The 19628-nt window shown below is 69.9% G+C and carries 15 protein-coding genes; 1 reads left to right on the top strand and 14 read right to left on the bottom strand.

The window, feature by feature from the left end; genetic code table 11:
- Positions 1-27 precede the first annotated feature (27 nt).
- Entirely contained in the window at positions 28-1272 is a 1245-nt protein-coding gene (gene fahA / locus OG202_RS29310; RefSeq protein ID WP_327728222.1) for a fumarylacetoacetase, read from the top strand.
- Positions 1273-1724: 452 nt separating this feature from the next.
- Here the strand turns inward: fahA and recQ are convergent, their stop codons facing one another.
- The 14 genes from recQ to OG202_RS29240 form a co-directional block, all read right to left on the bottom strand.
- Positions 1725-3821, bottom strand: a complete 2097-nt coding sequence (gene recQ / locus OG202_RS29305) for a DNA helicase RecQ (protein ID WP_328223848.1) — start codon at positions 3819-3821, stop codon at positions 1725-1727.
- 227 nt (positions 3822-4048) lie between these two features.
- Positions 4049-5698, bottom strand: a complete 1650-nt coding sequence (nuoN, locus tag OG202_RS29300) for an NADH-quinone oxidoreductase subunit NuoN (protein WP_327728224.1) — start codon at positions 5696-5698, stop codon at positions 4049-4051.
- A complete protein-coding gene (locus OG202_RS29295; RefSeq protein WP_327728225.1) occupies positions 5695-7266 on the bottom strand; it encodes an NADH-quinone oxidoreductase subunit M in 1572 nt (523 codons plus the stop codon). Before OG202_RS29295 ends, nuoN begins: the two co-directional genes overlap by 4 nt.
- A gap of 5 nt (positions 7267-7271) precedes the next feature.
- Positions 7272-9167, bottom strand: coding sequence for an NADH-quinone oxidoreductase subunit L (gene nuoL, locus OG202_RS29290; RefSeq protein WP_327728226.1), 1896 nt, complete (start codon positions 9165-9167; stop codon positions 7272-7274).
- Between the two features lie 15 nt (positions 9168-9182).
- Positions 9183-9482 carry an NADH-quinone oxidoreductase subunit NuoK gene (nuoK, locus tag OG202_RS29285; RefSeq protein ID WP_005481399.1) on the bottom strand — a complete coding sequence of 100 codons (300 nt, stop codon included), beginning with the start codon at positions 9480-9482 and terminating at the stop codon, positions 9183-9185.
- The gene (locus OG202_RS29280; RefSeq protein ID WP_326578983.1) at positions 9479-10330 is read right to left on the bottom strand and encodes an NADH-quinone oxidoreductase subunit J; all 852 of its coding nucleotides are present in this window, start codon (positions 10328-10330) and stop codon (positions 9479-9481) included. Before OG202_RS29280 ends, nuoK begins: the two co-directional genes overlap by 4 nt.
- Positions 10327-10929: an NADH-quinone oxidoreductase subunit NuoI gene (nuoI, locus tag OG202_RS29275; RefSeq protein WP_326578985.1), complete on the bottom strand. Its 603-nt coding sequence runs from the start codon at positions 10927-10929 to the stop codon at positions 10327-10329. The genes OG202_RS29280 and nuoI overlap by 4 nt, the downstream gene beginning before the upstream one ends.
- Entirely contained in the window at positions 10922-12283 is a 1362-nt protein-coding gene (gene nuoH, locus OG202_RS29270; protein WP_326578987.1) for an NADH-quinone oxidoreductase subunit NuoH, read from the bottom strand. Before nuoH ends, nuoI begins: the two co-directional genes overlap by 8 nt.
- On the bottom strand, positions 12280-14784 hold the full coding sequence (locus OG202_RS29265) for an NADH-quinone oxidoreductase subunit G (RefSeq protein ID WP_326578989.1): 2505 nt from the start codon (positions 14782-14784) through the stop codon (positions 12280-12282). The genes nuoH and OG202_RS29265 overlap by 4 nt, the downstream gene beginning before the upstream one ends.
- Positions 14781-16136 carry an NADH-quinone oxidoreductase subunit NuoF gene (gene nuoF / locus OG202_RS29260; RefSeq protein ID WP_326578991.1) on the bottom strand — a complete coding sequence of 452 codons (1356 nt, stop codon included), beginning with the start codon at positions 16134-16136 and terminating at the stop codon, positions 14781-14783. The genes OG202_RS29265 and nuoF overlap by 4 nt, the downstream gene beginning before the upstream one ends.
- Entirely contained in the window at positions 16136-16966 is an 831-nt protein-coding gene (gene nuoE / locus OG202_RS29255; protein WP_328224736.1) for an NADH-quinone oxidoreductase subunit NuoE, read from the bottom strand. Before nuoE ends, nuoF begins: the two co-directional genes overlap by 1 nt.
- 29 nt (positions 16967-16995) lie before the next feature.
- Positions 16996-18336 carry an NADH-quinone oxidoreductase subunit D gene (locus tag OG202_RS29250; protein WP_326578993.1) on the bottom strand — a complete coding sequence of 447 codons (1341 nt, stop codon included), beginning with the start codon at positions 18334-18336 and terminating at the stop codon, positions 16996-16998.
- On the bottom strand, positions 18333-19070 hold the full coding sequence (locus OG202_RS29245; protein ID WP_326578995.1) for an NADH-quinone oxidoreductase subunit C: 738 nt from the start codon (positions 19068-19070) through the stop codon (positions 18333-18335). The genes OG202_RS29250 and OG202_RS29245 overlap by 4 nt, the downstream gene beginning before the upstream one ends.
- Positions 19067-19621 (bottom strand): NuoB/complex I 20 kDa subunit family protein, encoded by a 555-nt coding sequence (locus OG202_RS29240; protein ID WP_003998928.1) that lies wholly within the window; start codon positions 19619-19621, stop codon positions 19067-19069. The genes OG202_RS29245 and OG202_RS29240 overlap by 4 nt, the downstream gene beginning before the upstream one ends.
- Positions 19622-19628: the final 7 nt, after the last annotated feature.

The raw sequence follows: 19628 nt of genomic DNA, 5'->3' as shown, positions 1-19628 counted from the left end.
GAACGCACGAGAGCGAGGCAGCACCCGATGCCCCCCTTCGATGTCCGCGAAGGAGATCCCTTCGACGTCCCCGAGGGCCACCCCTTCGGTCCGCACAACCTCCCCTACGGCGTCTTCTCCCCCGCTGGTTCGGACGCCCGTACGGTCGGTGTCCGTCTCGGCGACCACGTCCTCGACGCCGCGGCGGCCGCCCACGCCCTCGGTTCCCCGTACGCCGCGCTGCTGGGCCACCCCACGCTCAACCCCCTGCTGGCGGCGGGACGCACGGCCTGGTCGGACCTCCGCCGGGCGTTGACGGCGTGGCTGACGGTGCCCTCGCACCGGGAGACGATCGCGCCGCACTTCCACGCGCTGTCCGCCGTGACCCTGCATCTGCCGTTCGAGGTGGCCGACTACGTCGACTTCTACGCCTCCGAGAACCACGCGCGGAACGTGGGCAGGATCTTCCGGCCCGACTCCCCGGATCCGCTGACGCCCAACTGGAAGCATCTGCCCATCGGTTACCACGGGCGGTCCGGCACGGTCGTCGTGTCCGGCACGGAGGTGGTACGGCCGTCCGGTCAGCGCAAGGCGCCCACCGACGCGGCGCCGGTGTTCGGTCCGTCCGTGCGGCTGGACATCGAGGCGGAGGTCGGGTTCGTGGTGGGGGTGCCCTCGGAGATGGGGCGGCCGGTGGGGCTGGGCGACTTCCGCGACCACGTCTTCGGGCTCTGCCTCCTCAACGACTGGTCGGCGCGCGATCTCCAGGCCTGGGAGTACGTGCCCCTCGGGCCGTTCCTGGGCAAGTCCTTCGCGACGTCGGTCTCGGCCTGGATCACGCCGTTGGAGGCGCTGGACGAGGCGCGGGTGGCGCCGCCGGAGCGCACGCATCCGCTCCTGCCCTACCTGGACGACTCCACGCCGGACATCGACCCCGGGGGGTACGACCTCCGCCTGAGCGTCGCCGTCAACGGGCACGTCGTCTCCGAGCCGCCCTTCTCCACGATGTACTGGACCGCCGCGCAGCAACTGGCCCACATGACCGTCAACGGCGCCTCGCTCCGGACGGGCGACTTCTACGGCTCCGGCACGGTCAGCGGGCCCTCCCCCGCGCAACGGGGCTCGCTGCTGGAGCTCACCTGGAACGGCCGCGACCCCCTCGACCTCCCCACCGGCAAGCGCACGTTCCTGGAGGACGGCGACGAGGTGACCCTCACGGCCTGGGCCCCGGGTCCGGGCGGGACGCGGGTGGGCCTCGGCGAGGTCACGGGCCGGGTCAGGGCCCGGGAGTAGGCGGTACGCCTCCGGCGGCGAGGCGGGTGCTGCGCGCTCGGGCGGCGGCTTCGTACGTGGCCGGGGAGCTTCGAGCGCGGGCGGCGGCTTCGTACGTGGCCGGGGCTGCGTGCTCGGGCGGCGGCTTCGTACACGGCCGGGAGCTTCGAGCGCGGGCGGGAGCTTCGAGCGCGGGCGGCGGTTTCGTGCGCGGGCGGGAGCTTCGGTGGCGGGCGGCGGCTTCGAGCGCGGACGGGAGCTTCGGTGGCGGGGCGCTTCTTCGCCGTGGGGGTGCCATGTCGGGGGCCGGGTTCCGTCCGCCGTGATTGCTTGCGCGGTTCCCCGCACCCCTTCGGGGCGCGGTCCACGGCTGCGGACAGCGGCCGTGCCCCCTGCGTCATGGCTGCCGCCGTATCCGCGCCCGGTACACCAACCCGCTGCCCGCCCTGCCCGTCATGCCGTTCAGAAGCCCCCTAGGCCCAGTCATCGTGCTCGGGCTCCGGTTCCGCATCGGGCCAGTCGAAGTCCCCGCCCGCGTCACCCGTCGAAGCCGGGCCGGACTCGCCGCCGCCGACCGGAGCCGGCGCGGATCCCGATCCCGATCCCGATCCAGATCCAGACACCGCCGACGCCGACGCCGACGACCCGCCGGAAGCCCCGCCCAGTGAAGCCAGCACCCCCAACACCCCCTCCCCGTACGTCGCCAGCTTCTTCTCGCCGATTCCGCTGATCGTGCCGAGTTCGGCGACGGACGCGGGAGCCGTCGCCGCGATGTCGCGGAGGGTGGCGTCGTGGAAGATGACGTAGGCGGGGACGCCCTGTTCGCGGGCCTGTTCGCCGCGCCAGGCGCGCAGGGCCTCGAAGACGGGGAGCAGGTCGTCGGGCAGCTCGACCGGCGCCTTGGCCTTGCGGTCGCCCCGGCCGGAGCCGGAGGAACCCGACCCGCCGCCCGACGCCGACCGCGAGGTCACCGGCTTCTTCGGTTCCTTGCGCAGCGGCACGTCCCGCTCGCGCCGCAGCACCGCCCCGCTCTCCTCGGTCAGCACGAGCGTGCCGTACTCGCCCTCGACCGCGAGGAGCCCCTGGGCGAGCAACTGCCGTACGACGCCCCGCCATTCGCCCTCGGCCAGTTCCTCACCGATGCCGAAGACGGAGAGCTGGTCGTGGTCGAACTGGATGACCTTCGCGGTCCGCCGCCCCATCAGGATGTCGACGATCTGCACGGCGCCGAACTTCTGCCCGCGCTCCCGCTGCAGCCGCACCACGGTGGAGAGCACCTTCTGCGCGGCGACGGTGCCGTCCCAGGTCTCCGGCGGTACGAGGCAGGTGTCGCAGTTGCCGCAGCCGTCGGCCTGCGGTTCCTGGCCGAAGTACTGGAGCAGCTGGCCGCGCCGGCACTGGGCGGTCTCGCAGAGCGCCAGCATGGCGTCGAGGTGGCTGGCGGCCCGGCGACGGAACGCCTCGTCGCCCTCGCTGCCCTGGATCATCTTGCGCTGTTGTATGACGTCGTTCAGGCCGTAGGCCAGCCATGCCGTGGAGGGCAGTCCGTCGCGGCCGGCGCGGCCGGTCTCCTGGTAGTAGCCCTCCACCGACTTCGGGAGGTCCAGGTGGGCGACGAAACGGACATCGGGCTTGTCGATGCCCATGCCGAAGGCGATCGTGGCGACGACCACGAGTCCTTCCTCGCGCAGGAACCGCGACTGGTGTGCCGCGCGCGTGCCCGCGTCGAGACCGGCGTGGTAGGGCACCGCCTCGACGCCGTTCTTGCTCAGGAACTCCGCCGTCCGCTCGACGGAGTTCCTGGACAGGCAGTAGACGATGCCCGCGTCGCCGGCGTGCTCCTGGCGGAGGAAGGACAGGAGCTGCTTCTTCGGGTCGGCCTTGGGCACGATCCGGTACTGGATGTTGGGCCGGTCGAAGCTGGCCTCGAAGTGCCGGGCCCGGGGCATGGCCAGCCGCTCGGTGATCTCCCGGTGCGTCGCGTGGGTGGCGGTGGCGGTGAGCGCGATGCGCGGCACGTCCGGCCAGCGCTCGCCCAGCAGGGAGAGGGACAGGTAGTCGGGCCGGAAGTCGTGTCCCCACTGGGCCACGCAGTGTGCCTCGTCGATCGCGAACACCGAGATCTTGCCGCGCCCGAGCAGATCCAGCGTGGCGTCGAGCCGCAGCCGCTCGGGAGCGAGATACAGCAGGTCGAGCTCGCCCGCGAGGAACTCCGCCTCGACCACGCGCCGCTCGTCGAAGTCCTGCGTGGAGTTCATGAACCCGGCGCGCACGCCCAGCGACCGCAGCGCGTCCACCTGGTCCTGCATCAGGGCGATCAGTGGGGAGACCACGATGCCCGTGCCGGGCCTGACCAGGGAAGGAATCTGGTAGCAGAGCGACTTTCCGCCGCCGGTCGGCATGAGGACGACGGCGTCGCCGCCCGCGATCACATGCTCGATGACCGCGCCCTGCTCGCCCCGGAAGGCGTCGTACCCGAAGACCCGGTGGAGCACGGCCAGCGCCTCGCTGTCCGTCCCGGTCGTCCTGTCCTCGTCCGCCATCACACTCGTCCCGCCCGTCCCGATCATCGCCCGTCCCCCGCGCCCTTGCGTCCTGTACCGCCCGTGGTTCCTCCAGCCCTTGCCACCATAGGCGCCCGCACCGACAGCCTCAGAGTTATCCACAGGCTCCACCCGCATGAGGCCCACCACGCCCACGTACGACAACCCGTATATACGACGGGACCCGGCCCCCAGGAAGGAGGCCGAGTCCCGTCGTCGCATCACAGGCGCACGCACCGCTCCCGAGCGGAGCGTCAGCGCACGAACACCCCCGCCTGTCCCGCCAGGTCCAGGAAGTACTGCGGCGCGACGCCGAGCACCAGCGTGACGGCGACCCCGACCCCGATCGCGGTCATGGTCAGCGGCGACGGCACGGCGACGGTCGGCCCCTCGGGGCGCGGCTCGCTGAAGAACATGAGCACGATGACGCGGATGTAGAAGAACGCGGCGATGGCCGAGGAGATCACACCGACCACCACGATCGCGCCCGCGCCGCCCTCCGCCGCCGCCTTGAACACGGCGAACTTCCCGGCGAACCCGGAGGTCAGCGGAATGCCCGCGAAGGCCAGCAGGAAGACCGCGAAGACGGCCGCCACCAGCGGTGACCTGCGCCCGAGCCCGGCCCACTGCGACAGATGGGTGGCCTCGCCGCCCGCGTCCCGCACCAACGTCACCACGGCGAACGCGCCGATCGTCACGAACGAGTAGGCGCCCAGATAGAAGAGGACGGACGAGACGCCGTCGGGTGAGGCCGCGATGACACCGGCGAGGATGAAGCCGGCGTGGGCGATCGACGAGTAGGCGAGCAGTCGCTTGATGTCGGTCTGGGTGATGGCGACGATCGCGCCGCCCAGCATGGTGACGATGGCGACGGCCCACATGACCGGCCGCCAGTCCCAGCGCAGGCCGGGCAGGACGACGTACAGGAGCCTGAGCAGCGCGCCGAAGGCGGCCACCTTGGTCGCCGCCGCCATGAAGCCCGTGACCGGTGTGGGCGCGCCCTGGTACACGTCCGGCGTCCACATGTGGAACGGCACCGCGCCGACCTTGAACAGCAGGCCCATGACGACCATGGCGGCGCCGATGAGCAGCAGCGCGTCGTTGCCCATGGTGTCGGCGAGGGCGGGGTTGATGTCGCTGATGGTGCCGTCGACGACCTGGGCGATCGTCGCGTACTTCACCGAGCCCGCGTAGCCGTACAGCAGGGCGATGCCGAAGAGGGTGAAGGCGGAGGCGAAGGCGCCGAGCAGGAAGTACTTGACCGCGGCCTCCTGCGACATGAGCCGCTTGCGGCGGGCCACGGCGCACAGCAGGTAGAGCGGGAGGGAGAAGACCTCCAGGGCGATGAACAGGGTCAGCAGGTCGTTGGCCGCCGGGAAGATCAGCATGCCGCCGATCGCGAAGAGCAGCAGCGGGAACACCTCGGTGGTGGTGAACCCGGCCTTCACGGCGGCCTTCTCGCTGTCGCTGCCGGGCACGGAGGCGGCCTGGGCGGCGAAGGAGTCGACCTTGTTGCCGTGTGTCTCGGGGTCGAGGCGCCGTTCGGCGAAGGTGAAGACGCCGAGGATGCCGGCCAGGAGGATCGTGCCCTGCAGGAACAGGGCCGGTCCGTCCACGGCGATGGCGCCCATGGCCGCGATACCGGCCTTCGTGGTGCCGTATCCGCCCGCCGCGAGGGCGACCACCGCGGCGAAGGATGCCGTGAGGGCGACGACGGAGACGAACACCTGGGCGTAGTAACGGGACTTGCGCGGGACGAAGGCCTCGACCAGCACCCCGATGATCGCCGCCCCGATGACGATCAGGGTGGGCGACAGTTGCCCGTATTCGATCTTCGGCGCGTCGATCTTGGAGATCGGGTCGGCCGCGGTTGTCCACAGGCTGTGGACGGCTGATGCGCTCACTTGGCCGCCTCCACCTCGGGCTGGGGGTCCTTCTTCTGGACGTCGGACATGGTGTGCTCGACCGCCGGGTTGACGATGTCGGTGAGCGGCTTCGGGTAGACGCCCAGGAAGATCAGCAGAACGATCAGCGGGGCGACCACCACGAGCTCCCGCACCCTCAGGTCGGGCATCCCCTCGACCTCGGCCTTCACCGGGCCCGTCATCGTCCGCTGGTAGAGGACGAGGACGTAGAGCGCGGCGAGGACGATGCCGACGGTGGCGATGATCCCGATCACCGGGTAGCGCGCGAACGTGCCGACCAGGACCAGGAACTCACTGACGAACGGGGCGAGTCCGGGCAGCGACAGGGTCGCCAGGCCGCCGATCAGGAACGTGCCGGCGAGCACCGGCGCGACCTTCTGCACCCCGCCGTAGTCGGCGATGAGCCGCGACCCGCGCCGGGAGATCAGGAAGCCGGCGACCAGCATCAGGGCGGCGGTCGAGATGCCGTGGTTGACCATGTAGAGCGTCGCGCCGGACTGGCCCTGGCTGGTCATCGCGAAGATGCCCAGGATGATGAACCCGAAGTGCGAGATCGACGCGTACGCCACCAGCCGCTTGATGTCCCGCTGGCCGACCGCGAGCAGCGCCCCGTAGATGATGCTGATGAGCGCCAGGACGAGGATCACGGGCGTGGCCCACTCACTGGCCTCGGGGAACAGCCCGAGGCAGAAGCGGAGCATCGCGAAGGTGCCGACCTTGTCGACGACCGCCGTGATGAGGACGGCGACCGGGGCGGTGGACTCCTGCATGGCGTTGGGCAGCCAGGTGTGCAGCGGCCACAGGGGTGCCTTCACCGCGAAGGCGAAGAAGAAGCCCAGGAACAGCCATCGCTCGGTGCTGGTCGCCATCTCCAGCGAGCCGTTGGCGCGGGCCTCGGCGATCTCCGGGAGCGAGAAGTTCCCGGCGACCACGTACAGGCCGATCACCGCGGCCAGCATGATCAGGCCGCCGACCAGGTTGTAGAGGAGGAACTTCACGGCGGCGTACGAGCGTTGCGTCGCCGCCGTCTCCTCGCCGTGCTGGTGGGCACGGTCCCCGAAGCCGCCGATGAGGAAGTACATCGGGATGAGCATGGCTTCGAAGAAGATGTAGAAGAGGAAGACGTCGGTGGCCTCGAAGGAGATGATCACCATCGCCTCGACGGCCAGGATCAGGGCGAAGAAGCCCTGAGTGGGCCGCCACCGCTTGCTTCCGGTCTCCAGCGGGTCGGCGTCGTGCCAGCCCGCGAGGATGATGAACGGGATCAGCAGGGCGGTGAGCGCGATGAGCGCCACCGCGATGCCGTCCACGCCCAGTTGGTACCGCACCCCGAAGTCCGCGATCCAGGCGTGGGACTCGGTGAGCTGGTAGCGGTCGCCGCCCGGGTCGAAGCGGACCAGGACGATCGCGGCGAGCACGAGCGTGGCCAGCGAGACGATCAGCGCCAGCCATTTCGCGGCGGATCGCCGCGCGGCCGGTACGGCGGCCGTGGCGATCGCCCCGAGGGCCGGGAGCGCCGCCGTCGCTGTCAGCAGAGGAAAGGACATCGGTATCAGACCGCCCTCATCAGCAGGGTCGCGGCGATGAGGATCGCAGCACCGCCGAACATCGAGACCGCGTACGACCGGGCATAGCCGTTCTGGATCCGGCGCAGCCGCCCGGAGAGGCCGCCCATCGAGGCCGCCGTGCCGTTGACGACGCCGTCGACCAGGGTGTGGTCGACGTAGACGAGGGAGCGTGTGAGGTGCTCTCCGCCGCGTACGAGGACGACGTGGTTGAAGTCGTCCTGGAGGAGGTCGCGCCGGGCGGCCCGGGTGAGCAGCGATCCGCGCGGGGCGACGACGGGGACGGGCCCCCGCCCGTACTGGAGCCAGGCGAGGCCGACGCCGATGACCATCACGGCGACCGTGGAGATCGTCACCGTCAGGGCGCTGATCGGCGGGTTGCCGTGCTTGTGGCCGGTGACGGGCTCCAGCCAGTGGAGGAACCGGTCGCCGATGCTGAAGTACGCGCCGCCGAAGACCGATCCGACGGCCAGCACGATCATGGGGATCGTCATGACCCTGGGCGACTCGTGCGGGTGCGGCTCGTGGCCGTGCTCGTCGGGCTGCCAGCGCTTCTCGCCGAAGAACGTCATCAGCATCACGCGCGTCATGTAGAACGCGGTGATCGCCGCGCCCAGCAGGGCCACGCCGCCGAGGATCCAGCCCTCGGTGCCGCCCTTGGCGAAGGCCGCCTCGATGATCTTGTCCTTGGAGAAGAAGCCGGACAGACCGGGGAAGCCGATGATCGCGAGGTAGCCGAGGCCGAAGGTGACGAAGGTGATCGGCATGTACGTCCGCAGGCCGCCGTACTTGCGCATGTCGACCTCGTCGTTCATGCCGTGCATGACCGAGCCGGCGCCGAGGAACAGGCCGGCCTTGAAGAAGCCGTGCGTGACCAGGTGCATGATCGCGAAGACGTAGCCGATGGGGCCGAGGCCCGCGGCGAGCACCATGTAGCCGATCTGCGACATCGTGGAGCCGGCGAGGGCCTTCTTGATGTCGTCCTTCGCGCAACCGACGATCGCACCGAAGAGGAGCGTGACCGCGCCGACCACGGTGGTGACGAGCTGGGCGTCCGGCGAGGCGTTGAAGATGTCGGCGGAGCGGACGATCAGGTAGACGCCGGCGGTGACCATGGTCGCGGCGTGGATGAGGGCCGAGACCGGGGTCGGGCCCTCCATCGCGTCCCCGAGCCAGGACTGCAGCGGCACCTGGGCGGACTTGCCGCAGGCCGCGAGCAGCAGCATCAGCGCGATGGCGGTGAGCGTGCCCTCGCTCGTCTCACCGGTGGCCTCCAGGACCGGCCCGAAGGCGAAGGTCCCGAAGGTGGTGAACATCAGCATGATGGCGATGGACAGGCCCATGTCGCCGACGCGGTTGACCAGGAAGGCCTTCTTCGCGGCGGTGGCGGCGCTGGGCTTGTGCTGCCAGAAGCCGATCAGCAGGTACGAGGCGAGGCCGACGCCCTCCCAGCCGACGTACAGCAGCAGGTAGTTGTCGGCGAGGACGAGCAGCAGCATCGCCGCGAGGAACAGGTTCAGATAGCCGAAGAAGCGGCGTCGGCGCTCGTCGTTCTCCATGTACCCGATGGAGTACACGTGGATGAGCGAGCCGACTCCGGTGATCAGCAGGACGAACGTCATCGACAGCTGGTCGAGCTGGAAGGCGACGTCCGCCTGGAAGCCCTCGACGGGGATCCAGCTGAACAGGTACTGGCCGATCTCACGGTGTTCGGCGTCCTTGCCGAGCATGTCGGCGAAGAGGACGACACCGATGACGAAGGAGGCGGCGGCGAGGGCCGTGCCGATCCAGTGGCCGACGGCGTCGAGGCGCCGGCCGCCGCACAGCAGGACGGCGGCTCCGAGCAGGGGCGCCGCGACCAGCAGCGCAATCAGGTTCTCCACGATTCTTCCGACCCCTTACAGCTTCATCAGGCTGGCGTCGTCGACCGAGGCCGAGTGGCGGGACCGGAACAGCGACACGATGATCGCGAGTCCGACCACGACCTCCGCGGCGGCGACGACCATCGTGAAGAAGGCGATGATCTGGCCGTCGAGATTGCCGTGCATCCGGGAGAAGGCGACCAGGGTGAGGTTGCATGCGTTGAGCATCAGCTCGACGCACATGAACACCACGATCGCGTTCCGCCTGATCAGGACGCCGGTGGCGCCGATCGTGAACAGCAGGGCGGCGAGATACAGGTAGTTGACGGGATTCACTTCGATGCCTCCCCGCTGTTGCCGCCGTTCCCGCTGTTGGTGCGCTCCAGGCGGTCCTCGGCGCGCTGCTCCAGGGCCTTCAGATCGTTGAGCGCCTCGCTCGACACGTCGCGGACCTGGCCCCGGTCCCGCAGGGTCTTGCTGACGGTCAGATCGGACGGGGTGCCGTCGGGCAGCAGGCCCGGGATGTCGACCGCGTTGTGCCGGGCGTAGACGCCGGGGGCCGGCAGCGGCGGGAGGTGCTTGCCCTCGCGTACGCGCTCTTCGGCCAGCTCGCGCTGGGTCTTGGCGCGCTCGGTGCGCTCGCGGTGGGTGAGGACCATGGCGCCGACGGCGGCCGTGATGAGGAGGGCGCCGGTGAGCTCGAAGGCGAACACGTAGTCGGTGAAGATCAGGGCCGCGAGGCCCTCCACGTTGCCGCCCGCGTTCGCCGTGCCGAGGCCGTTGAACTCCGTCAGTGAGGCGTTGCCGATGCCCACGGTCAGCAGGATGCCGAAGCCCAGGCCGCACAGGAGGGCCATCCAGCGCTGGCCCTTGATGGTCTCCTTCAGGGAGTCCGCCGCGGTGACGCCGACGAGCATCACCACGAACAGGAACAGCATCATGATCGCGCCGGTGTAGACGACGATCTGCACGACGCCCAGGAAGTAGGCGCCGTTGGCGAGGTAGAACACCGCCAGGATGATCATGGTGGCGGCGAGGCAGAGCGCGCTGTGCACGGCTCTCTTCATGAAGACGGTGCACAGGGCGCCGATCACGGCGATCGTGCCGAGCACCCAGAACTGGAAGGCCTCACCGGTGGAGGTGCCGGCGGAAAGAGTGGCTGCGGCGGCGAGTTGCGCGCTCACGCGTCCACCTCCTCGTCCTGCGGCTTCTCGCCCTTGGAGACGGCGACCTGGCGCACCGTGCCGGGCGCGGCCTCGGTTACCAGCCCCCGGTAGTAGTCCTGCTCGTCGGTGCCCGGGAAGATCGAGTGGGGCGAGTCGACCATGCCCTCCTCCAGCCCGGCGAGCAGCTGCTCCTTGGTGTAGATGAGGTTGGCGCGGCTGCTGTCCGCCAGCTCGAACTCGTTGGTCATCGTGAGCGCGCGCGTGGGGCACGCCTCGATGCACAGGCCGCACAGGATGCAGCGGGCGTAGTTGATCTGGTAGACGGCGCCGTACCGCTCGCCCGGCGAGTAGCGCTCCTCGTCCGTGTTGTCGGCGCCCTCCACGTAGATGGCGTCGGCGGGACACGCCCAGGCGCACAGCTCGCAGCCGACGCACTTCTCCAGGCCGTCCGGATGGCGGTTGAGCTGGTGCCGGCCGTGGAACCGTGGGGCCGTGGTCTTGGGCTGCTCGGGATACTGCTCGGTCAGCCGCTTCTTGAACATGGCCTTGAAGGTCACGCCGAAGCCGGCGACGGGGTTCTGGAAACCGGGCTTGGTCTCCTTCGGCTCCTCAGCCATCGGACGCCTCCTTCCCATTCGAAGATCCGTCACTGTCAGTATCGGACCCACCACTGACAACCAGCTCCCGCTCCCGCCGCGGACGCCTGCGCGGCACCGGTGGGAGGGTCTGTCCGGGCAGGGGCGGCACGGGGAATCCGCCGGCCATCGGGTCGAAGCCGGCCGGTTCGGCGGGCTGGTCCTGTGCCTCGCGCCGGTCGCGGAACATGTCCGCGACGACGGAGAGCAGGAAGAGGACGATGACGGCGCCGGCGACGTACAGGGCGATCTCGGCGAAGTCGTAGTTCTCGTTCCTGAGGGTCCGTACGGTCGCGACGAGCATCAGCCAGACCACGGAGACCGGGAGGAGGACCTTCCAGCCGAGCTTCATCAGCTGGTCGTAGCGGACGCGCGGGAGGGTGCCGCGCAGCCAGATGAAGAAGAACAGCAGCAGCTGCACCTTCACCACGAACCAGAGCATCGGCCACCAGCCGTGGTTGGCGCCCTCCCAGAAGGTGCTGATGGGATAGGGGGCCCGCCAGCCGCCGAGGAAGAGCGTCACCGACACGGCGGAGACGGTCACCATGTTGACGTACTCGGCGAGCATGAACAGCGCGAACTTGATCGACGAGTACTCGGTGTTGAAGCCGCCGACCAGGTCGCCCTCCGACTCCGGCATGTCGAACGGGGCGCGGTTGGTCTCGCCGACCATGGTCACGATGTAGATCACGAACGAGACCGGCAGCAGCACGATGTACCAGCGGTCCTGCTGCGCCTCCACGATCGCCGACGTCGACATCGACCCGGAGTAGAGGAAGACCGAGGCGAACGCGGCGCCCATGGCGATCTCGTAGGAGATCATCTGCGCCGCGGAGCGGAGGCCGCCGAGCAGCGGGTAGGTGGATCCGGAACTCCAGCCCGCCAGCACGATGCCGTAGATGCCGACCGAGGCGACCGCGAGGATGTAGAGCATCGCGATCGGCAGGTCGGTGAGCTGCATCGTGGTGCGCTGGCCGAAGATCGAGATCTCGTTGCCGGCCGGGCCGAAGGGGATCACCGCGATCGCCATGAAGGCCGGGATGGCCGCGACGATCGGTGCGAGGACGTAGACGACCGTGTCCGCGCGTTTGACGATGACGTCTTCCTTGAGCATCAGTTTGACGCCGTCGGCGAGCGACTGGAGCATGCCCCAGGGGCCGTGCCGGTTGGGGCCGATGCGCAGCTGCATCCAGGCGACGACCTTGCGTTCCCACACGATGGAGAACAGCACGGTGATCATCAGGAAGGCGAAGCAGAACACCGCCTTGACGACGACCAGCCACCAGGGGTCGCGGCCGAACATCGAGAGGTCTTCAGCGGCGAGGTACAAGCTCATGCCTCCACCTCCTCGGGGGCCTCGGCGGCGAGCGTCGCGGGGCCGATACGGACGAGTGCGCCGGGCAGCGCCCCCGTGTCGGAGGCGACGCCCGAGCCGGTGGAGTTCAGCGGCAGCCAAACGACACGGTCGGGCATCTCGGTGATCTGCAGCGGGAGTTCGACGACACCGGCGGGGCCGCTGACCGCGAGGAGGTCGCCGTTCTTGACGCCCGCCTCGGCGGCCGTGGCGGCGGACACGCGCGCGCGTGCGGCGTGCCGCGTCCCGGCGAGCGCGTCGTCGCCGTCCTGGAGGCGGCCCTGGTCGAGCAGGAGTCGGTGCCCGGCCAGTACGGCCTCCCCGGCGGCCGGGCGCGGCAGTCCGGCCGCGACCTCCACCGGCTCATGGGCCCTCGCCCCGTCCCACGCCCCGAGGCGGTCCAGCTCCGCGCGCGTGGTGCGCAGATCGGGCAGCCCCAGGTGGACGTCCATGGCGTCGGCCAGCATCTGGAGGACCCGCCCGTCGGTGGGGGCCACCGGGCGGGTCATCTGGTCGGGCTTCAGCGCGGCCTCGAACATCCGCACACGGCCCTCCCAGTTGACGAAGGTGCCCGCCTTCTCGGCGACGGCGGCGACCGGAAGGACGACGTCCGCCCGTTCGGTGACCTCGCTGGGCCGCAGTTCCAGCGACACCAGGAAGCCCACCGCGGACAGTGCCTCACGCGCGCGTGCCGGATCGGGCAGATCGGCGAGTTCCACACCCGCCACCACCAGGGCCCCGAGCTCTCCGGTGGCGGCGGCCTCGACGATCTGCCCGGTGTCCCGGCCGTATCGCGAGGGGAGTTCGGCGACGCCCCAGGCGGCGGCGACCTCCTCCCGCGCGCGCGGGTCGGTCGCCGGACGGCCGCCCGGCAGCACCGACGGCAGCGCGCCCGCCTCGACGGCGGCGCGCTCCCCGGCCCGGCGCGGGATCCACACCAGCTTGGCGCCGGTCAGGGACGCGGCCCGGACGGCGGCGGTGAGTCCGCCCGCCACGGCCGCGAACCGCTCCCCGACGACGATCACGGCGCCCTCGGTACGCAGCGCCTCGGCGGCCTTGGTGCCGTCGTCGTCCAGGCCGAAGCCGCTCGCGAGGGCGTCCAGCCACTCGGTCTCGGTGCCGGGCGCGGCCGGCAGCAGCGTGCCGCCGGCCTTCGCCAGGCCCCGGGTGGCGTGGGTGGCCAGCGAGAAGACCTGCTGCTTGTGCTTACGCCAGGCCTTGCGCAGCCGGAGGAAGACGCCGGGCGCCTCCTCCTCGGCCTCGAACCCGACCAGCAGGACCGCGGGCGCCTTCTCCAGGGAGGCGTACGTGACGCCCGTACCGTCGAGGTCGCGGCCGCGTCCGGCGACCCGGGCCGCCAGGAAGTCGGCCTCCTCACCGCTGTGCACGCGCGCGCGGAAGTCGATGTCGTTGCTGTCGAGGGCCACGCGCGCGAACTTGCTGTACGCGTAGGCGTCCTCGACGGTGAGCCGGCCGCCGGTCAGGACACCGGCCCGGCCGCGGGCGGCGAGGAGCCCCCGGGCGGCGGCCTCCAGGGCCTCCGGCCAGGACGCGGGTTCCAGGACGCCCTCCGCGTTGCGGACGAGGGGGGTGGTCAGCCGGTCCGGGCGCTGCGCGTACCGGAACCCGAACCGCCCCTTGTCGCAGATCCACTCCTCGTTGACCTCGGGGTCGTTGGCCGCGAGGCGCCGCATGACCTTGCCGCGCCGGTGGTCGGTGCGGGTCGCGCAGCCGCCGGAGCAGTGCTCGCAGACGGACGGCGAGGAGACGAGGTCGAAGGGGCGGGAGCGGAATCGGTACGCCGCCGAGGTCAGCGCGCCCACCGGGCAGATCTGGATGGTGTTGCCGGAGAAGTACGACTCGAAGGGGTCGCCCTCACCGGTGCCGACCTGCTGGAGCGCGCCCCGCTCGAGCAGCTCGATCATCGGGTCGCCCGCGACCTGGTTGGAGAACCGGGTGCAGCGGGCGCACAGCACGCACCGCTCACGGTCGAGGAGCACCTGCGTGGAGATCGCCACGGGCTTCTCGTACGTCCGCTTCCTGCCCTCGAAGCGGGAGTCGGAGTGGCCGTGCGACATGGCCTGGTTCTGCAGGGGGCACTCGCCGCCCTTGTCGCAGACGGGGCAGTCCAGCGGGTGGTTGATGAGCAGGAGCTCCATCACACCCTTCTGGGCCTTCTCCGCGACCGGGGAGGTGAGGTGGGTCTTGACGACCATCCCGTCCGTGCAGGTGATCGTGCAGGACGCCATGGGCTTGCGCTGGCCCTCGACCTCGACGATGCACTGGCGGCAGGCGCCGACCGGGTCGAGGAGGGGGTGGTCGCAGAAGCGGGGGATCTCGACGCCGAGTTGTTCGGCGGCCCGGATGACCAGGGTGCCCTTGGGCACGCTGATGTCGACGCCGTCGATGGTCAGCGAGACGAGATCTTCCGGCGGGACCGCCGCCTCCCCGCCCCCGGAGGGAGCGCTGGTGGTCACGGTCATGCGTTCACCTCCGCGTGCTTGTCCTTGTCGGCCCAGGCGGTCGACTTGGCCGGGTCGAAGGGGCAGCCCCGGCCCGTGATGTGGTCCTCGTACTCCGCGCGGAAGTACTTGAGGGAGGAGAAGATCGGCGAGGCGGCACCGTCGCCGAGGGCGCAGAAGGACTTGCCGTTGATGTTGTCGGCGATGTCGTTCAGCTTGTCGAGGTCGCTCATGACGCCCTTGCCGGCCTCGATATCGCGCAGCAACTGCACCAGCCAGTAGGTGCCTTCACGGCAGGGGGTGCACTTGCCGCAGGACTCGTGGGCGTAGAACTCGGTCCAGCGGGTGACGGCACGGACGACGCAGGTGGTCTCGTCGAAGCACTGGAGTGCTTTCGTGCCGAGCATGGAACCCGCGGCGCCCACTCCCTCGTAGTCAAGAGGGACGTCGAGGTGCTCGTCGGTGAACATCGGGGTCGAGGAGCCGCCCGGCGTCCAGAACTTGAGGCGATGCCCGGGTCGCATTCCGCCGCTCATCTCCAGGAGCTGGCGGAGCGTGATACCGAGCGGCGCCTCGTACTGGCCGGGGCTGGTGACATGGCCGCTGAGCGAGTAGAGCGTGAAGCCGGGAGACTTCTCGCTGCCCATCGACCTGAACCATTCCTTGCCCCTGTGCATGATCGCGGGAACCGACGCGATCGACTCGACGTTGTTCACGACAGTCGGGCACGCGTAGAGGCCCTCGACAGCAGGGAAGGGGGGACGGAGCCGCGGTTGACCACGGCGGCCTTCGAGCGAGTCGAGCAGTGCGGTCTCCTCACCGCAGATGTACGCGCCCGCGCCCGCGTGCACGGTGAGTTCGAGGTCGAGTCCGCTGCCCAGGATGTTCTCGCCGAGGAAGCCGGCCTCGTAGGCCTCACGTACGGCCTCGTGCAACCGCCGCAGGACGGGAACGACCTCACCACGCAGATAGATGAAGGCATGCGAAGACCTGATGGCATGACAGGCGATGACGATGCCCTCGATGAGGCTGTGCGGGTTCGCGAAGAGGAGCGGAATGTCCTTGCACGTTCCGGGTTCCGATTCGTCGGCGTTGACAACTAGATAGTGTGGTTTTCCGTCGCCCTGGGGAATGAACTGCCATTTCATTCCGGTCGGGAATCCCGCGCCGCCTCGGCCGCGCAGCCCGGACTCCTTGACGTACGCGATGACGTCGTCGGGTGACATGGCCAGCGCCTTGCGCAGCCCCTCGTACCCGTCGTGCCTTCGGTAGACGTCGAGCGACCATGCCCGGTCCTCGTCCCAGAAGGCCGACAGCACGGGTGCGAGCAGTTTCTCCGGGCTGGTGCCCTTGATCTCGGGTGCCAACGTCATCACTCCCCCTCCTCGGCTGCAGGCCCCGCCGGGTGGGCCGGGTCCGAGGCCGACGTGTCCTGCGGCGCGTCGTGCGAGCTGAGGTGCTCGGTGGGTGACGGCTCGTGCACCGTGTCGCGCGGCTCGTCGTGCGGGCCGCCGTCCCGCGGGTGGACCACGCGGGCGGGTCCGGCCTCTCCCCTGGCCAGGCGGAGGCCGACCAGCGAGGCGGGTCCCGCGCCGCCGCTCGCCTCGACGGCCCCGGGCCGCTCGTCGGGGAAGCCGGCGAGGATCCGCGCGGTCTCCTTGAAGGTGCACAGCGGCGCCCCGCGCGTGGGTTCGACCTCGGTCCCCGCGCGCAGGTCGTCGACGAGGCGCTTGGCGCTGTCGACGGTCTGGTTGTCGAAGAACTCCCAGTTGACCATCACGACGGGCGCGAAGTCGCAGGCCGCGTTGCACTCGATGTGCTCCAGCGTGACCTTGCCGTCGCCGGTGGTCTCGCCGTTGCCGACGCCGAGGTGGTCCTGCAGCGCCTCGAAGATCGCGTCGCCGCCCATCACCGCGCACAGGGTGTTGGTGCAGACGCCCACCTGGTAGTCGCCGGAGGGCTTGCGCCGGTACATGGAGTAGAAGGTGGCGACCGCGGTGACCTCGGCGGTGGTCAGACCGAGCACCTCGGCACAGAACCGCATGCCGGTGCGGGTGACATGGCCCTCCTCCGACTGCATGAGATGCAGCAACGGCAGGAGGGCGGACCGGGAGTCCGGGTAGCGGGCGATCACGTCCGCCGCGTCCCGCTCCAGCCGGGCTCGAACGTCGTCCGGGTAGTCGGGCGCGGGCAGTTGGGGCATGCCCAGGCTGACGCCCTCGGGGGTGGTGGTCACCGGTCGACGCCTCCCATCACGGGGTCGATGGACGCGACGGCGACGATGACGTCGGCGACCTGGCCGCCCTCGCACATCGCCGCCATGGCCTGCAGGTTGGTGAAGGACGGGTCGCGGAAGTGGACCCGGAAGGGGCGGGTGCCTCCGTCGGACACGGCGTGCACCCCGAGTTCGCCCTTGGGCGACTCGACGGCCACGTACGTCTGTCCCGGCGGGACGCGGAAGCCCTCGGTCACCAGCTTGAAGTGGTGGATCAGGGCCTCCATGGAGGTGCCCATGATCTTCTTGATGTGGTCCAGGGAGTTGCCGAGTCCGTCCGGTCCCAGGGCGAGCTGGGCGGGCCAGGCGATCTTCTTGTCGCCGACCATGACCGGGCCGGGCTGCAGCCGGTCCAGGCACTGCTCGACGATCCGCAGGGACTGGCGCATCTCCTCCAGGCGGATGAGGAAGCGGCCGTAGGAGTCGCAGGTGTCGGCGGTCGGGACGTCGAAGTCGTACGTCTCGTAGCCGCAGTACGGCTGTGCCTTGCGCAGGTCGTGCGGGAGGCCGGCGGAGCGCAGGATCGGCCCGGTGGCGCCGAGGGCCATGCAGCCGGACAGGTCGAGGTAGCCGACGTCCTGCATACGGGCCTTGAAGATGGGGTTCCCGGTGGCGAGCTTGTCGTACTCGGGAAGGTTCTTCTGCATCTTCTTCACGAACTCGCGGATCTGGTCCACCGCGCCGGGCGGCAGGTCCTGGGCGAGTCCGCCGGGCCGGATGTACGCGTGGTTCATGCGCAGGCCGGTGATCAGCTCGTAGATGTCGAGAATGAGTTCACGATCACGGAAGCCGTAGATCATGATCGTGGTGGCGCCCAGCTCCATGCCGCCGGTGGCGATGCACACCAGGTGGGAGGAGAGCCGGTTCAGCTCCATGAGGAGCACGCGGATGATCGTGGCGCGGTCCGGGATCTCGTCCTCGATGCCGAGGAGCTTCTCCACGGCGAGGCAGTACGCCGTCTCGTTGAAGAACGGCGTCAGGTAGTCCATGCGCGTCACGAACGTGGTGCCCTGTGTCCACGTGCGGTACTCGAGGTTCTTCTCGATGCCGGTGTGGAGGTAGCCGATGCCGCAGCGGGCCTCGGTGACGGTCTCGCCGTCGATCTCCAGGATGAGCCGGAGCACACCGTGCGTGGACGGGTGCTGGGGGCCCATGTTGACGATGATGCGCTCGTCGTCCGACCGGGCGGCGGTCTCGGCGACCTCGTCCCAGTCGCCGCCGGTGACCGTGTAGACGGTGCCTTCGGTGGTCTCGCGCGCCGAGGCGGCGGACTCGGCGGATGCGTGTTGCGTGCTCATGAGTACGACCTCCGCTGGTCCGGAGCCGGGATCTGGGCGCCCTTGTACTCGACGGGGATCCCGCCGAGGGGGTAGTCCTTGCGCTGCGGGAAGCCCTGCCAGTCGTCCGGCATCATGATCCGCGTCAGCGCGGGGTGGCCGTCGAAGACGATGCCGAAGAAGTCGTACGTCTCGCGCTCGTGCCAGTCGTTGGTGGGATAGACGGGGACGAGCGACGGGATGTGCGGGTCGGCGTCGGGGGCGGAGACCTCCAGGCGGATCAGCCGGTTGTGGGTGATCGAGCGCAGGTGGTAGACGGCGTGCAGCTCGCGGCCCTTGTCGCCGGGGTAGTGGATGCCCGAGACGCCGGTGCACAGTTCGAAGCGGAGGGCCGGGTCGTCGCGGAGGGTGCGGGCGACGCGCGGCAGGTGTTCGCGTTCGATGTGGAAGGTGATCTCGCCCCGGTCGACGACGGTCTTGTCGATCACGTTCTCGGGGACGAGGCCCTGTTCCTCCAGGGCGCCCTCCAGTTCGTCGGCGACCTCGTCGAACCAGCCGCCGTAGGGGCGGCCGGCCGCGCCGGGGAGCCGGATGGAGCGGACCAGGCCGCCGTATCCGGAGGTGTCGCCGCCGTTGTTCGCGCCGAACATGCCGCGCTGGACGCGGATCTCCTCACCGCCCTCGCCGCGCTGGCCGGGGAGGTTGGAGGCGGCGAGGTCCTTCTCGGGGTTGACCCCGTTGTTCGCGTCACTCATCGCAGCAGCCCCTTCATCTCGATGGTGGGGAGCGCCTTGAGTGCCGCTTCCTCCGCCTCGCGGGCCGCTTCCTCGGCGTTCACGCCGAGCTTGGACGTCTGGATCTTCTGGTGGAGCTTGAGGATCGCGTCCATCAGCATCTCGGGCCGTGGCGGGCAGCCCGGCAGATAGATGTCGACGGGGACGATGTGGTCGACGCCCTGGACGATCGCGTAGTTGTTGAACATGCCGCCCGACGACGCGCAGACCCCCATGGAGATCACCCACTTGGGATTCGGCATCTGGTCGTAGACCTGCCGCAGCACCGGCGCCATCTTCTGGCTGACCCGGCCGGCCACGATCATCAGGTCGGCCTGGCGCGGCGAGCCGCGGAAGACCTCCATACCGAAGCGCGCCAGGTCGTAGCGCCCCGCGCCCGTGGTCATCATCTCGATGGCGCAGCAGGCGAGGCCGAAGGTGGCGGGGAAGACGGACGCCTTGCGTACCCAGCCCGCGGCCTGCTCGACGGTGGTCAGCAGGAAACCGCTCGGCAGTTTTTCTTCGAGTCCCATGGTCTTA

Origin of the sequence: Streptomyces sp. NBC_00310, assembly GCF_036208085.1 — a bacterium.
Classification (GTDB): Bacteria; Actinomycetota; Actinomycetes; order Streptomycetales; family Streptomycetaceae; genus Streptomyces.
Note: the sequence above shows the minus strand (reverse complement) of the source record. Positions and strands in the feature narration are given on the sequence as shown.